The sequence below is a fragment of the Psychrobacter sp. T6-4 genome (assembly GCF_052258425.1).
GTDB lineage: Bacteria > Pseudomonadota > Gammaproteobacteria > Pseudomonadales > Moraxellaceae > Psychrobacter.
Genome location: NZ_JBQQEZ010000010.1, coordinates 98,112 through 113,279 on the forward strand (window position 1 = coordinate 98,112; position 15,168 = coordinate 113,279).

Consider the following 15,168-nt stretch of genomic DNA (forward strand, 5'->3'; position numbering starts at 1 on the left):
AGTGTAAATTTGAGTAGGTAATGCAGATGCTGTGCTAGTGATAAATACTTTAGGGTGTAAGCCTATGAGCTAACCACTGTTTAGCTTTAAAATACTAAAATCAACTAAGAGTAATAAAAATTACCTTTATAGCTAGTACTTATAAACAACGCAATACTTTGTAAGTATGGTTTTATTGTATAAAAACAGCCTATCATTAGCAACTAAATATATTATAATGGTAATTTTTATTATCCTAGTTTATAGTCCTAAAAACCTATAGTTTTAAAAACTAACGGCCCCAAAGCTAGCTTTACCTACGGAAAATGCTATATGAAATCTGCGCGCTCAAAACCGAAATCTGCTAGTAGTAAAAAATCAAGCTCATCTAAAAACCAAACAGTTAACGCAAACAGTCAGGACAAACCTTTAGCTATAGCCCCATTGAGTGAGATGCGCCCTGCTACCTTAGATAAAATAGAAAAAGCAGTGCGCCAGCTTTTTGCAGGCAGTGATGCCAGCGATATCACGATGATTGAGATTGCCAGTACCGCTAATGTGTCGCTACAGACGCTATACAAGTATTTTGGGGACAAGCAAACGGTGCTCTATACCATTATGGATATTGTGCTGGTGAGGCTTGCTGCGCGGATGATGGATCATCTGCAAGGTATTGATAGCGTGGAGGATCGCCTGCGTAAGACATTGTGGGTGTGCTTGGACTTTGTGGATACGCAGCCTGATGCGGTGATGGTACTCTCTAAAGTATCGATAGCGCGATTTCATAATATTGCTATCTACAAGAATAAAGAGCTTATCGATGCTTTTTTGAGCGTACTTGAGGATGGTCAAAAGCGCGGCGTACTTGTCGATACAGTGCCACTGCACATTTTGTTTGATGTGTTTATGGGATTTATCAGCCGCCTTGGAATTATGCATACCATTCGTCAAGCGGATGTACCGCTAAACGCAAATTTTGACGCATTGTTTAGTATTTTGTGGCGCTCCATGTCCAAGCCTGAGATATCTAGCGCTCAAAAACCTATCAATTAGTCGCAGACCCTTCAAGCTGCTGATGCTCTAAGTTTGTGGCGCAGTATTTTACCTACCGTAGATTTAGGGAGCTCGTCTATAAACTCGATATGGCGCGGACACTTATAGCCTGCCAGGTTTTCTTGGCACAGCGCTTTTATCTCCTCCTCATTTAAGCTTTGATCGGCTTTAACGATATAGGCTTTGACAGACTCGCCTTGCAGCGCATCAGGAATACCAACGACTGAACATTCAGCAACTTTAAAGTGAGTCTCAATGACATTTTCGACCTCATTAGGGTAAACGTTAAAACCGCTAACGATAATCATATCTTTTTTGCGGTCATATATTTTGATCGCGCCCTGCTCGTCCATTGACGCAATATCGCCTGTCTTTAGGTAGCCATCAGCAGTAAAAAACTGATCATTATCGATATTATGATAACTTGAGATGACATTATCGCCTTTGATGCACATTTCACCGACTTCACCTAATTCTAGAATGTCACCCTTGTCATCGCGGATACTGATATCGACTCCTGGTAGCGGCAAGCCGACGTTGCCAGTGTACTTAGTTCCATCGAATGGATTGGCGGTGCCGACTCCTAGAGTCTCAGACATACCCCAGCCCTCTAAGATAGGCAGACCTGTCACTTCAAGCCAGCGCCTAGCGGTTTCGGGAGTTGCAGCCATACCGCCTACCACCGTTAGCTTGCATTCTGAGAAGTCCAATTTTTTAAAATCAGGATTCATCACAAAGGCTTGGAATAGAGTATTCACACCAGGAAGAAAATGAAAGGGGCGCTTAGCTAAAATTTTAATAAAACTTGGAATGTCGCGCGGATTGGTAACTAAGGTGAGATGTTGACCTACGCTCAAGCCTACTATAGAGCAAATAAAAGCATAAATATGATAAAGCGGCAGCGCAACGATGGTGTTCATCTGAACGTTATCAGCAATATTAGCATAGACGGGTTTAAACCATTCACCGAATTGATAAGTTGCCGTTACGACGTTTTTGTTGCTAATCAAAATACCCTTAGCGACGCCAGTAGTACCGCCTGTATATTGCAACATTAATAAGTCATCAGCTCTTGCAGTAGGCCGAGAATAAGTGAGGTTTTTAGCTTGCTTTAGCATAGATTTATAGCGGGTGACACTATAACTATCGTTGGAGCTTAGCTCATAGCTAGGAATGGCTTTTTTGATGTAGTTGGCAGCAAGGTTTACGATCGTGCCTTTTGCAGTCCCTAGCATATCGCCTATTTTGCTGATAACGACGGTCTTAACGGGTGTATTATCGATTATTTTTTCTAGCGTTTTACAAAACGGCTCTAAGATAAATAACGCTGAGGTATCAGAGTCGACCAATTGATGCCTAAGCTCACGCGGGCTGTACAATGGATTGATTAACGTGGTGACCATGCCTGCCCGTATAACGCCCAAAACGACGGGCAAATACTGATGAACATTGGGCATCATAATACCGATGACTGAGCCTTTGGCTAACCCTAGGTTTTGAATCCAAGCTGCAATCATCAGAGACATTTTGTCAATTTGCGTATAAGTGTAGCTTACGCCCATGTTGCTAGAGAATTCTCTATCAGCAAATTCTGTGAGCTTATTCTCTACAATATCAATCACCGTACTGTGCGGCGGATCTATCTGTGCATTGACCCCTGCTGGATAACCCTGTGTCCAAAACTTATCCATAACTTACCTTCCTTGGTAATCGGTTTAAATAAAAACAACCTCAAAACTCATACTTGAGAATTATTGTCTGATATCTTGCCATCCTAGCGTGCTGTGATGCCCGTCTTGATGAGCAAATAGTGGGTGTGCTTTGGCCTCCTCTAAGCTTAAAACTGGCGTTACGCAAACGTCTGCGGTCTCAAAAGCTTGCTGCCAGAACTCAAGCGGTTGACTGGCAAATTTGTCACTAACGATAGCAGCAGCCTCTTTGCTCGCTGGCAGGTTGGGCATAACGCCGCGCTGCCAATGCGCGTCTTTGAGCTCAGGCAGCTCTAAAACTTCACATAGCCCTTGCCAGAATTTTAGCTCTAGTGACCCTACCGCCATGTAACGATTATCCAAAGTTTTGTATAAGCGGTAGCATGGCAATAATCCACCCAAAAAGTCATGATGCGGCGCTGGATTCTGTTCTGAGAAGCTTTTGACGAGCGTCCCTGTCGCCTTGGGCATAATCATATGATTGTATAAGCTATGCGTCATGCTGACAGCGACATGACGACCTTTGCCCGTTTGCTTGGCGGCAAATACCGCTGCTAACAAGGCAATTACTGCCGTATCACTACCACCTGCTAAGTCTGCAAACTGGATATTGGGCATAGCCTGCTCGCCAGTTGCGGTACGTAGCTGATCGAGTACCCCGCTCATCGCCATAAAGTTGATATCGTGACCGGCTTTATTCGCCCAGTCATGAGTCACGTCACTACCGTCAATCGTGCCGTAGCCCGTAATAGAGACAATGACCAGTTTTGGATTAATAGCCTGTAAGGTTTGGGGGTCTAAACCCATACCCTTGAGCACCCCAGGACGAAAGCTGTCGAGCATGACATCAGCATTCTTGAGGTGCTCCTTGACTGACGCTATGCCCTCAGCATCACGAAAATCTACCTTTTCGATGGTTTTACCGTGATTTAGAGCCTCGAATAATCCACCCAAGGCGCGCGCAGGATCGCCCCCTTTGGGCTCGATTTTGATAATTTCTGCGCCCAAATCAGCAAGCAAACGTGTCGCAAAAGGCCCCGGTAGATTGCGCGTCAAATCTATGACGCTCAATCCTTGTAAGCAATTACTCAGCCCATCAGCTTGATTAACCATCTACAAACTCCTCGCCATTTGCCGCCATCTTGACCAAGATAGTAGCCGGCTCAAACCGCTCGCCGTATTGCTTGGCAAGCTGACGACTACGGGCGACAAACTGCTCGACACCCATAGAATTAATGAACTGTAGTGTGCCGCCTTGATGCGGTGCAAATCCCCAACCAAAGATAGAGCCGATATTGGTATCGGCCACTGAGCGCACGACGTTTTCTTCAAAACATTTAGCCGACTCGTTGGCTTGAATAAACATCAAACGATCCACAAGATCCTCTTGGCTTGGCTGCTCTGACGCGGTTGGATATAAATTAACCAGCTCAGGCCATAAGTGCTTATCGCCTTTTTCAGGATACTCGTAAAAGCCTTTACCGTTCTTTTTACCTTCGCGGTCGTGCTCTTTGACTAAAGTTTTGAGAATATCGTACGAGGGGCGCATCTCCATGGTTTTACCCTCCGCTTCCATATCTTTTTGCTGCTGCTCACTCACATGTAAGGCTAAGCTTAGTGATACCTCATCTTGTAGCGCTAAGGGCGGCATAGGCATACCCGTCTTCAGACCTGCGACCTCAATACTGCGCGGATGTACGCCCTCGCCTAGCATGGCGACGCCTTCTGACACATAAGTGCCGAATACGCGTGAAGTATAAAACCCGCGACTGTCATTAACGACGATTGGCGTTTTGCCGATTTGCAAGACATAATCAAAAGCTTTGGCTAAGGTGTCATCGTCGGTCTTTTCGCCGACAATGATCTCGACCAAAGGCATCTTGTCGACGGGCGAGAAGAAATGCAGACCGATAAACTGCTGTGGGCGTTTGCTGGCCTCAGCCAATCCTGTGATAGGCAAGGTTGAGGTGTTAGACGCATAAACGGCTGATTCTGGAATCACGGCTTCAGACTGCTGAGTACACTTAGCTTTGATTTCACGGTTTTCAAACACCGCCTCGATGATTAAATCGCAGTCTGCTAAATCGTCATAAGAGACGGTCGGGTGAATACGATTAAGTAGCGCTTGCTTCTTATCCTCAGTTGAGCGCTTACGGCTGATGGCCTTGTCTAGCAACTTAGTAGAGTAGGCTTTGCCTTTTTCGGCACCTGCCAATTCGGTATCGAGTAATACCACATCTAGTCCCGCCTTAGCACTGACATAGGCGATACCTGCGCCCATCATACCTGCGCCTAAGATGCCTACTTTCTTGGTCTTGTAGCGCTCAATACCATCAGGACGCGACTGGCCTTTTTTGATGCTATTGAGCTGCGTCCAAAGGGTGTTGATCATGTTTCTAGATTCGGGCGATAACACACAAGCGGCGAAGAAACGCGACTCAAGCTCAAGACCAGTATCGATATCGACGATGCAGCCTTCAAAGACGCTAGACATGATATGGGTGATCGCAGGATAGTTGCCATGCGACTTTTGATTAGCCATGGCAGGTGCGATTGAGAACATTTGCACCACTTTAGGGTGCATGCTGTTGCCACCAGGGATTTTAAAGCCTTTTTTATCCCAAGGTTGCTGCGCTTTCGGATTGGCTTTGATCCAGTCTTTAGCTTGCGCCAACATATCATCGAAATCAGTAGCTGTTGCATCAATAAGACCGATATCTAAGGCCGCTTTAGCCCGAAGCTCGACCCCTTGCGTCATCAGCTCAAGCGCTTTTTGAATACCGACGAGCCTTGGCAGGCGCTGAGTGCCGCCGCCGCCCGGTAGTAGACCTAGCTTAACTTCTGGCAGACCCAGTTTGGTTTTTGGAGAGTCAATCGCTATACGGTAGTGACAAGCTAGTGCCAGCTCAAGCCCGCCGCCTAATGCCGTTCCCGTCATAGCAGCGACTACCGGTTTACCTGAGGTTTCAAGTTTCCGTAGGCTAGATTTTAGATCTTCGACTAAATCAAAGGCTTGCTGAGCCGTTTCAATGTTTGAGAGTTGATCGATATTCGCGCCAACCACGAAGCTGTCTTTTGCTGACGTTAAAATGAGGCCTTTAGCTGACTCATCCTTGATAAAGCTGTCTGTCATAGCAGCAAAAGCATCGGTAAAACCATCGCCGATAACGTTCATTTTTCGCGCGCTTTGATTGATAGCAACGATAATGATATCGTCATCACGCTGCGCTGAAAAATTGGCGAGAGTGTTGATAGCATCTATGCTGTCTGTAGCTGTATTTGTCGTCATTTTTTATCCTTTAAATGATCTCAAAGTTATCATTTTCATGTAGTAAATAAAGAGGTTATACGCGCTCAATGATAGTCGCAATACCCATACCACCACCAACACACAAGGTCAGCATAGCGGTTTTGAGGTCACGGCGCTCAAGCTCATCTAGCACCGTAGTCATGAGCATAGCGCCAGTAGCCCCTAGCGGGTGTCCCATGGCGATAGCGCCGCCATTGACGTTGACGATATCAAGCGAGATACCAAGGTCATGAGCGGTATTCATAGGTACCGCAGCAAACGCTTCGTTAATCTCCCATAGATCAATGTCTGAAGCTTGCATGCCCGCCTTATCTAGCGCTTTTTGGCAGGCAGGCGTGGGGCCCGTTAGCATGATAGAGGGCTCTGAACCTATGACTGAGGCCATGGTGATTTTGGCGCGCGGTTTGAGTCCTGCCTTTTTACCAGCAGCAGCACTACCGACTAGGCAAAGCGCCGCACCATCAACGATACCTGAGGAATTACCCGCGTGATGGACGTGATTTACCTTCTCGATAGTCGTGTATTTATCCAAGATGACGCTATCAAAACCCATCTGACCGGGCATAGCGAAAGAAGGATTTAGCCCTGCCAAAGTTTCAACACTGGTATTGGGACGAATGGTCTCATCCTTATCTAAGAGTAGCATGCCGTTGATGTCTGTGACGGGCACGACTGATTTATCAAAATAACCTTGCTCCCAAGCATTGGCAGCGCGGCGATGTGACTCGGTTGCAAAGGCATCAACATCGCTACGACTAAAGCCTTTGAGCGTAGCTATCGTGTCAGCACCTACGCCTTGCGGTACAAAGCCAGTCGCGTCATTGATACGTGGATCCATGTACCAAGAACCACCATCAGAGCCCATGGGTACGCGGCTCATGGACTCAACGCCGCCTGCGACGACCATATCCTCCATACCTGACATGACTTTGGCTGCAGCTAGATTAATAGATTCAAGCCCTGATGCACAAAATCGCGACAAGGTTAATCCTGCCACGCCCCGCGCCCAACCAGCGTCAAGAACGGCAGTACGAGCGATATCAGAGCCTTGCTCGCCGACTGGGGTGACGCAGCCTAGCACCACGTCATCTACCAAGCTGGTGTCCAAGTTATGACGCTGCTCCATCTCCTTTAATAAGCCACGAACCAGCCAAGTAGGCGACGCTTGATATAAAGCGCCGTCCTTTTTGCCTTTACCACGAGGGGTACGAATACTGTCATAGATATAAGCGGTCTCAGTCATAAAAATCCCTTTTCACTTTTTAAATGAGTAATAATATTGGTAATAAATGTCTAGCTAGACTCTTTTAAAATTTAACTACATTTTTTTATAGCAGGCTACATAAAGCGGGCCGCAAGCTCTTTCATAATCTCGTTAGTACCGCCATATATTTTCTGTACCCGCGCATCAGCGTATAGACGCGCAATAGGGTACTCATTCATATAACCATAACCACCGAATAATTGCACACATTCATCGATCACTTCACACTGCTTTTCAGTGACCCAGTATTTGATTAATGAGGCATGAGGAATCGACAGTCTTTTTTCCATAATGGCATCTATCGCTAGATCACACATACTATGAGCAGCTAGATAATTGGCATAACACTCTGCCATCTTAAATTTAGTATTTTGGAATTTCCACACCGGCTTGCCAAAGGCTTCGCGCTCTTTGACATAATCCAAAGTCAAATTGATAGCCAGCTTCATCGCGCCGATACCTGTCAGCGCAATAATCAAGCGCTCACGTGGTAGCTCTTGCATCATTTGAATAAACCCCATCCCCTCTATCGGACCGAGCAGATTCTTTTGCGGGACGCGCACGTTACTAAACGAAAGCTCTGAGGTATCTTGCGATGACAGACCAACCTTATCCAAGTTGCGACCACGCTCAAACCCTTCTAACCCCTCTGTCTCTACGACGATAAGTGAGACGCCTTGAGCGCCCTTATCACGATCCGTTTTGCAAGCCACCAAAATCAAATTGGCATGCTGACCATTAGTAATAAAGGTCTTTGAGCCATTGATAATATAGTCGTCGCCATCTTTTACCGCATAAGTCTTTAGCGCTTGCAAATCTGAGCCTGTGCCCGGTTCCGTCATAGCGATAGCCGCGATGTATTCGCCACTTGCCATTTTTGGTAGCCATTCTTGCTTTTGCTCTTTTGTTGCATGATGCAAAATGTAAGGCGCGACGATTCCTGAATGCACGATACCGCCAAATCCTGACTGATTGGATTCTGCTTGAGCATAAATGATAGCGACTTCATCACGAAAATCACCGCCACCGCCGCCATACTCTTCAGGCATTGAGGCACACAAAAAACCGTTCTCGCCAGCCTCTTCCCAAGCCTCGCGATCGATCATGCCATTTTTGCGCCACTGCTCGTCTTTTGGCTCCCAACCTTTGAACATTTTGAGCGCACTCTCATAAATCATTTTGCGCTCTTGAGTCATCCAGTCTGGCGCTAGGTTTTCGATACTCATGGAATTATTCCTTGACGATTTTGGGGAGTAATAATTAATTTGTTTTGATATTGTAGATGTCGAATAGAATATTTAGCACTAATGGTAATATTTATTACCTCTGCAAACCATTATCTGATATTAAATATCGTTGGAGTGTGGCAGTTATACTAAGACAATAAAAGTAGCGATGCAATCGGATTCAATATAATAGTAATTAATATTACTTTTTCTAATTTTTAGAGATATGAGATTTTCGATAAATCACTAACACAACACTTAAGCTAGAAATTATAGGTTTAATGTTTGCTAAAAGTCATGAGGTAAGTAAAAGCAAACCAGATGTTTTTACAGTAGCGATAAAGACGAATACTAAAAAAATCTACACAACTATTGGTTTTTTTGCCATTGTATTATGGCAAACTTACTATAAGGTTTGCCTTAGTTATCAATGGTTTCTGAGCATTAATGGTTGATAAACTTCTCGTTTTTAACCCCTTATTCAAATAGGTCTTAACCCTGTCCTATTAAAGGAAAAAGCATGACCTTATCTAGCAAGTCCACGCCTATATACTTGGCGCCTGATACGTTCGCTGAGTATCTGTCCTATCAGAATCAATACTGTTTGTTTTTGGATATCGATGGCACGCTAGCTACTTTTACTCTTGACCCAAAAAATAGCTTCATTCCTAGTACGACTCTTAATATATTGCAACAAATACAAGACTTAGGCGTCGATATTGCGGTTGTCACTGGGCGTAGTTTGGATAACGCAAGGACAATGCTCTTCCCTTTGGTCTTACCTATCGCCGCCACCCACGGTCTTGAGATCTTTACCAATAAGCACTCAACGGGTCAGACAGACGATATGACTCATATCAAGCAGATAGATATCAAAGAGCTTAGCGTTATCAAACAGGCACTTCTACAGGCCTGCCAGTTTTATCCTAAAGTCCGTATAGAAGATAAACCCTACTCTATCGCCTTACATTTCCGTGAGTATCCAGCTTTAGCAGAGGTTGCGTATAGCCTGATCACTCAAGTCGCAAAACCTTACCCTAATTGGGTCATAAAATCTGGTAAATATGTTTGGGAGCTAGTGTCACAAGACGCGAATAAAGGCACGGCGATTTTGACTTTGCTACAATCAATGCAGACGGATAAGACACTTTGTCCTATATTTATTGGTGATGACAGCACTGACGAAGCAGGATTTGAGGCGATACAGGGCGATTACAAAGCAGGTATGGGTATCAAAGTCGGTACTGAGCCGACTTCTGCACATTACTATGTGAATGACACAGATGAAGTAGTCACCCTACTACATCGCTTTTTTGCTTTTTGTCAAAAGCAAGCCTCACTACCTCGTCACTTGACAGAATCTTCTCTACTTGATTCGCCTAAATATTTAGGACCATCATTGTGAGCCGTCTGATCGTCTTATCAAATCGGGTGAAAATGCCTGATGATGCTCAGGCGGCGGGCGGGCTTGCCGTAGCATTGGACGATATATTGGTCGGCAGTTCGGTGATTTGGATGGGATGGAATGGCGAAGTGGTCGAAACTTTTGCTGATAATAGTAACCAGTTTAATAGCCGCAAACACAGCTTTTTTTCGCAGACCAATACACAAACTGATACACGTTCTTGTAAGCAGCAAGCGCATAAAGACGTTACCTACATGACGACAGCACTTACGCGCAGGCAGTATCAGCATTTCTACTGCGGTTTTGCTAATAGTGTGCTGTGGTTCATGCTACATGAGCGCCCAGAATTAGTTAATGAAGCTATGGATGATTATGCCGGCTATCAGGCGGTAAACCGCTTATTTGCGCGTCAATTAAGTCAAATCATTGAGCCTGACGATGTCATTTGGGTACATGATTATCACTTTTTGAGCGTGGCGTATTATTGCCGAAAGCTAGGTATCAACAACCGTATTGGCTTTTTTTTGCACATTCCGTTTGCGCTATTAGCGTTTTGGAAAAAGATAGACAAAAGTGCTGAACTTATAACGCATCTTGCCCATTACGACGTCATTGGTATGCAAACTGTGCAAGATAAGATCAACTGTATAGACGTCTTAAGCTACTATTTATCTAACGATCTAAACACTCAAACGATATATCCATTGTTGAATGATGTAGAGTCTATAAAATCAGATAAAACCCATGTACAATTTGATTTGGGCTACCCTACATCGCACCATTTGACCATCCACACCTACCCTATAGGCATCAATGTCGATAAAATTCAAACACAAGTAAGTCATCTATCATCCAAAAATTTGACACACAGATCAAAAGACAGTACTACTCAGTCAGTAGCACAGCAAATCATAGCAGTCGATAGAATTGATTATTCAAAAGGTTTGTTACAGCGGTTTTGGGCATATCATAAATTTCTCAAGACATATCCTGCCTATCAACATCAGCTTGAACTACTACAAATTGCCTGTCCGAGCCGCTTGGACTTACCCGTTTACCAGCAGCTTTATACTCAGGTTAAGCAAGTCGTTGATGATATCAATCAGCAATTTGCAACTTCTAGCTGTCACACATATCACTCACAAAATACATCTCGTAACTGTACTTCACAACATAACTGGCAGGCGGTTCATTACAGCGAAAAAGTGCTTGATCATGAGACGCTGATGCAAGCATTTTGGCATAGTAATGTGGGCTGGGTGAACTCGCTTAAGGACGGTATGAACCTTGTAGCCAAAGAATATATCGCCGCGCAAAATCTTGATGATCCTGGCGTGCTACTACTCTCAAAATATGCAGGTGCCGCCGAACACATGCAAGCAGCAGTGATCATTGATCCGCATCAACCCGTAAGTATCATAGAGGGTTTAAAAACGGCCTTAACGATGCCACTTTCGGAGCGAAAAGAGCGGCATCAGACGCTACTAGCGGGCTTACGCAACTATGATATTAATGCCTGGCAACAAGACTTTTTAGCGGATCTATATACTATTAGGTCTGATCAAGCAAAAAACACGTTACCAAGAGCTACTCATAAGTTTGATTTACAAGAGTAATTTGGAGAATGTTATGGCTAATATAGAAGTCCCATTACGGCAAAATACTTTATTAGAGAGTATCAAAGGCGATATAGAAAAAAGGCTAGTCGCTGATCAGCAAGTGCTAAATACGCTTAGTATCACCGATGAACGACGCTACGATATATTAGACATTTTAATTAAGTACAGTCAAAGCGTACCGCATCCTGGTAACGCCACTAGTGATGGCAATGGACAAGATGCAAGCACCCTTGAGCGTTGGCAAATCCTCGCTTATGTCGCAAGTGTTGATCTAACCCTTGCTAAATGGTTTGAATCACACTTAGATGCGCTGAGTATCTTCTATGAAATTGGCTACGCAAAACCTGTAAAAGGCTTGCTTGCAGTTTGGGCAGCAGAGGGTCACCCTTTATCCTTTAAGCCGGACGAAACTAACCAGCAAGGCCAAGTTCATGGCACTGTTAATGGCACTAAAGCTTGGTGCTCAGGGGCGCACATTGTTGATTATGGGCTGATGACTTATCGTGACAAAGACGCTCGTTCGCAATTGCTGATCGTCGATATGCAACAAGACGGTATTGCTATTGACACTAGTGGCTGGCAGGCGGTTGGTATGCAAGCTACGGATACAGCGACGATAGATTTTGATAACGTAGCCGCTGAGCAAGTTGGCGCAGCAAATGAGTATTTAGACAGAGTAGGATTTTGGCATGGCGCCGCTGGAGTTGCCGCTTGTTGGTATGGTGCCACAGTCTGTCTAGCAGACTATTTAATCAAAGCTTATCAGCATAAGCCTAACGATTTTAAGGCCATGTATTTAGGTCAAGTCAGCATGATATTAGCAGCGACTCAGCAATCCTTTTATCACGTCGCGCGCTTAATCGATACGCAGCCGCAGCACAGTCATGAGTTAGCTATTCGTCAGCTCAGAGCACATACTGAGCAAGTAGCAAGGCAAGTATTGGATGCTGCCGGACAGGCACTAGGTGCAGCACCGTTTTGCGGCAATGCACATTTTGCAAGAGTGGCCGCTGACTTACCTGTATTTATACGCCAAAGCCATGGCGCTTTTGATCTACAAAAAATTGGCGAGCTCACTGCTCAATCAGTCAGCCAGTTGAGAAATGACTCAACCCATATGCGAGAAAACATATGGCAACTATAGCAGAGGATCAAACAGATACGGCAAATGCAAATAATATAAAAAACCATCCTATCGTAGGTGATCGCGTAATTGAGGGCGATGGTACCAGTCAAGACGCTTGGCAAAACTGGCCAGGACTGCATCATCTGCCGCCGCTAGATATAACAGCACATCTCCCAGCGCACAAGCGCGTATGTATCTTTGCTCCGCACCCTGATGACGAGATACTAGGCTGCGGCGGACTACTCCAGCACGTAGCCGCTAATGGCAACCCTATCCTCCTTGTACATGTCACCAATGGCACCCAAAGTCATCCAGACTCAACCCTTTATCCTCCAAAGCAGCTCAATACTATTCGCCCGCAAGAGAGCATTAACGCCTTAAAAGCGCTAGGTATTGCGCACCAAGTATCCATTATCGCTTTGGACTTGACGGATGGTAACGTATTCGCTGAGCAAGAACTATTTAATAAAAAATTAGCGACTATTATCCAGCCTAATGATATTTTGGTGACGCCTTTTATTCACGACGGTCATCCTGATCATGAAGCGACGGGACAAGTCATTCAAGCATTTGCTAAGCGCCAACATTTAGCCTGTTATCAAGTCCTGATTTGGGCATGGCATTGGGCGCAGCCTGACGATAACCGTATTCCTTGGCACAGTGCACTAAGACTAGATTTGAGTGCTGAGCAGGTACAGCGTAAATCGCAAGCTATTACTTGTTTTACCAGTCAAATCACCACTGATGAGAGTACAGGCAATCCGCCTATTTTATCCGCGCAAACTATCGCTAGAATCAGCCAACCTTGGGAGGTTTATTTGCATGAGCCACAATCCTAAATCTATTATGGCACTGGATGCTGCCGACACTTTAGTCAATAGCGATAACAGTTTAAGCGCTTCTAAGGATTGTCCTCAATCTGACGCGTATTCAGAGACGTATTTTGAGGTGCTGTATACTGACAACAGCGACCCTTGGCAGTACCAGACGCGCTGGTATGAAAAGCGCAAACGAGACATGTGCCTTGCGGTATTGCCACAAGCAAAGTATACCAATGCCATAGAATTGGGCTGCGGTAATGGCGTATTTAGTGAGCTGCTTGCACGTCGTTGTCAGTCGCTTTTAAGCCTAGATGGTAATGCCAAAGCCGTACAACTTGCCAGACAGCGTTTAAGAGACTTGTCTGGGGTCAAGGTGGTACAAGGTATCATTCCTGGCGCGCTATTCACTCTAGAAAACGATGCTTTGTCAGACAATGCACTCACTTATCATCCCCCCTTTGATGCAATTATTATCAGTGAAATTTTATATTACTTATCGCCAGCTGATGTCGATAGCGTTATTAAATGGATAAAGCAAAACCTAGCTACAGGCGGTACTTTATTGTGTTGTCATTGGCGCTACGTTATCGAGGGTTTTGCTATGACGGGCGAGACCGTACATCAACGCTTACAGCAAGCGTTTGATGCATCAACCCATCAAGCAGAACACTTAGCCTTTGAGCATCAAAGTCAGATCATAGATCGTGATTTTTTGTTAGATGTTTGGCAGTACTCCGAGCAGTCGGTCGCGATGCAAGAAAATCTAATATGATTAATAATAATCAGCACCATCATAAAGCGGATGATAATAATAACCAGATGGATATAAAAATCGCTATCGTCATTCCTGCGCATAACGAAGCGGCGACTATCAGCGACTGCTTAAACGCAGTGCAAAGCTCAATCGAGCAATTAGCTGCAGCCATCGATACATATATAGTAGTCATGCTCGATAGCTGTACGGATGCTACGCGCGCGATAGTCGAAAATGCTGGCGTTGACTATTTAAGCTGCGATTATCACTGCGTAGGGCAAGTACGGGACTTAGGGATTCGCCATGCGATCACGCAAGGGTTCACTTGGATCGCTTGTACCGATGCCGATTCAGTAGTGACTACAGATTGGCTGGTGCAGCAAATTGCACATATCAACCATAAACCGACTGATATGATCTGCGGGGTAGTGAGTGTCGATAGTTGGGCACACCTAATGCCGCAAACGCGCAGTAAGTATATGGCCCATTATCAAGATAAAATGAATCACCGTCATATTCATGGTGCAAACTTAAGCTTTAGTAGTCAGGCGTATAACGAGGTCGGTGGTTTTGCACCCCTTAAATGCCATGAGGATGTGGATTTGGTCAAAAAGTTCGAGTCCAAAGGTTACGCTATTACTTGGAGTAATCGTGTCCGCGTCACTACCAGTAGCCGCTTGCAAGCGCGAGCAAGTGAAGGGTTTGCTGCATTTTTAGCCAATATAGAAAGCACCAATAGAAAATAATTACGTCAGTGTCATGCTTTTACCTGTCTACTATAACTATGTTTTAGTGTGTACCTATCCCATGTCCTTTATTGTCTCAATGCTTAATCAAAAACTCACCTTTTCTAAACTCTAAGCTTGCGCCTGTTTATCATAACCATTCAAAAGAGCGCTTCA

Annotated in this window: 12 protein-coding genes; 7 read left to right on the forward strand and 5 right to left on the reverse strand. The window is 44.9% G+C overall.

The genetic code is table 11. The annotated features are described in order from the left end of the window. The first annotated feature begins 312 nt into the window (after nt 1-312). Nucleotides 313-1,032, forward strand: coding sequence for a TetR/AcrR family transcriptional regulator (locus ACTXGE_RS08685; RefSeq protein WP_443543091.1), 720 nt, complete (start codon nt 313-315; stop codon nt 1,030-1,032). An 11-nt stretch (nt 1,033-1,043) separates the two neighbouring features. On the opposite strand, the gene ACTXGE_RS08690 is transcribed toward ACTXGE_RS08685, so the two are convergent. From ACTXGE_RS08690 to ACTXGE_RS08710, 5 genes are all read right to left on the reverse strand, one after another. Next, entirely contained in the window at nt 1,044-2,723 is a 1,680-nt protein-coding gene (locus ACTXGE_RS08690) for an AMP-binding protein (protein ID WP_443543092.1), read from the reverse strand. 60 nt (nt 2,724-2,783) lie between these two features. Beyond that, on the reverse strand, nt 2,784-3,854 hold the full coding sequence (locus tag ACTXGE_RS08695) for a CaiB/BaiF CoA transferase family protein (RefSeq protein ID WP_443543094.1): 1,071 nt from the start codon (nt 3,852-3,854) through the stop codon (nt 2,784-2,786). After that, nucleotides 3,847-6,030, reverse strand: coding sequence for a 3-hydroxyacyl-CoA dehydrogenase NAD-binding domain-containing protein (locus ACTXGE_RS08700; RefSeq protein WP_443543096.1), 2,184 nt, complete (start codon nt 6,028-6,030; stop codon nt 3,847-3,849). Before ACTXGE_RS08700 ends, ACTXGE_RS08695 begins: the two co-directional genes overlap by 8 nt. Before the next feature lie 55 nt (nt 6,031-6,085). Continuing rightward, complete coding sequence (locus ACTXGE_RS08705) at nt 6,086-7,294, reverse strand: acetyl-CoA C-acetyltransferase (RefSeq protein ID WP_435950932.1); 1,209 nt, start codon at nt 7,292-7,294, stop codon at nt 6,086-6,088. Between the two features lie 95 nt (nt 7,295-7,389). Next, nucleotides 7,390-8,541, reverse strand: coding sequence for an acyl-CoA dehydrogenase family protein (locus ACTXGE_RS08710; protein ID WP_317199398.1), 1,152 nt, complete (start codon nt 8,539-8,541; stop codon nt 7,390-7,392). 520 nt (nt 8,542-9,061) lie between these two features. On the opposite strand from ACTXGE_RS08710, the gene otsB reads away from it, so the two are divergent. Genes otsB through ACTXGE_RS08740 form a run of 6 tightly spaced genes read left to right on the forward strand, consistent with a single transcriptional unit; the run spans nt 9,062 to nt 15,012 of the window. Continuing rightward, entirely contained in the window at nt 9,062-9,946 is an 885-nt protein-coding gene (otsB, locus tag ACTXGE_RS08715) for a trehalose-phosphatase (protein WP_435950931.1), read from the forward strand. After that, the gene (locus ACTXGE_RS08720) at nt 9,943-11,562 is read left to right on the forward strand and encodes an alpha,alpha-trehalose-phosphate synthase (UDP-forming) (RefSeq protein ID WP_443543099.1); all 1,620 of its coding nucleotides are present in this window, start codon (nt 9,943-9,945) and stop codon (nt 11,560-11,562) included. Before otsB ends, ACTXGE_RS08720 begins: the two co-directional genes overlap by 4 nt. Before the next feature lie 13 nt (nt 11,563-11,575). Continuing rightward, nucleotides 11,576-12,709 carry an acyl-CoA dehydrogenase family protein gene (locus tag ACTXGE_RS08725; RefSeq protein ID WP_443543101.1) on the forward strand — a complete coding sequence of 378 codons (1,134 nt, stop codon included), beginning with the start codon at nt 11,576-11,578 and terminating at the stop codon, nt 12,707-12,709. Beyond that, nucleotides 12,697-13,530, forward strand: a complete 834-nt coding sequence (locus ACTXGE_RS08730) for a PIG-L deacetylase family protein (protein ID WP_435950928.1) — start codon at nt 12,697-12,699, stop codon at nt 13,528-13,530. Before ACTXGE_RS08725 ends, ACTXGE_RS08730 begins: the two co-directional genes overlap by 13 nt. Beyond that, a complete protein-coding gene (locus tag ACTXGE_RS08735) occupies nt 13,514-14,284 on the forward strand; it encodes a class I SAM-dependent methyltransferase (RefSeq protein ID WP_435950927.1) in 771 nt (256 codons plus the stop codon). Before ACTXGE_RS08730 ends, ACTXGE_RS08735 begins: the two co-directional genes overlap by 17 nt. Nucleotides 14,285-14,337: 53 nt before the next feature. Further along, on the forward strand, nt 14,338-15,012 hold the full coding sequence (locus ACTXGE_RS08740) for a glycosyltransferase family 2 protein (RefSeq protein ID WP_435951030.1): 675 nt from the start codon (nt 14,338-14,340) through the stop codon (nt 15,010-15,012). The last annotated feature ends 156 nt before the right edge of the window (nt 15,013-15,168 follow it).

What these genes read in the sequence shown, in the direction of transcription:
- ACTXGE_RS08685 (WP_443543091.1), top strand. Translation starts at nt 313, where the DNA reads ATGAAATCTGCGCGCTCAAAACCGAAATCTGCTAGTAGTAAAAAATCA.
- ACTXGE_RS08690 (WP_443543092.1), bottom strand. Translation starts at nt 2,723, where the DNA reads ATGGATAAGTTTTGGACACAGGGTTATCCAGCAGGGGTCAATGCACAG.
- ACTXGE_RS08695 (WP_443543094.1), bottom strand. Translation starts at nt 3,854, where the DNA reads ATGGTTAATCAAGCTGATGGGCTGAGTAATTGCTTACAAGGATTGAGC.
- ACTXGE_RS08700 (WP_443543096.1), bottom strand. Translation starts at nt 6,030, where the DNA reads ATGACGACAAATACAGCTACAGACAGCATAGATGCTATCAACACTCTC.
- ACTXGE_RS08705 (WP_435950932.1), bottom strand. Translation starts at nt 7,294, where the DNA reads ATGACTGAGACCGCTTATATCTATGACAGTATTCGTACCCCTCGTGGT.
- ACTXGE_RS08710 (WP_317199398.1), bottom strand. Translation starts at nt 8,541, where the DNA reads ATGAGTATCGAAAACCTAGCGCCAGACTGGATGACTCAAGAGCGCAAA.
- otsB (WP_435950931.1), top strand. Translation starts at nt 9,062, where the DNA reads ATGACCTTATCTAGCAAGTCCACGCCTATATACTTGGCGCCTGATACG.
- ACTXGE_RS08725 (WP_443543101.1), top strand. Translation starts at nt 11,576, where the DNA reads ATGGCTAATATAGAAGTCCCATTACGGCAAAATACTTTATTAGAGAGT.
- ACTXGE_RS08730 (WP_435950928.1), top strand. Translation starts at nt 12,697, where the DNA reads ATGGCAACTATAGCAGAGGATCAAACAGATACGGCAAATGCAAATAAT.
- ACTXGE_RS08735 (WP_435950927.1), top strand. Translation starts at nt 13,514, where the DNA reads ATGAGCCACAATCCTAAATCTATTATGGCACTGGATGCTGCCGACACT.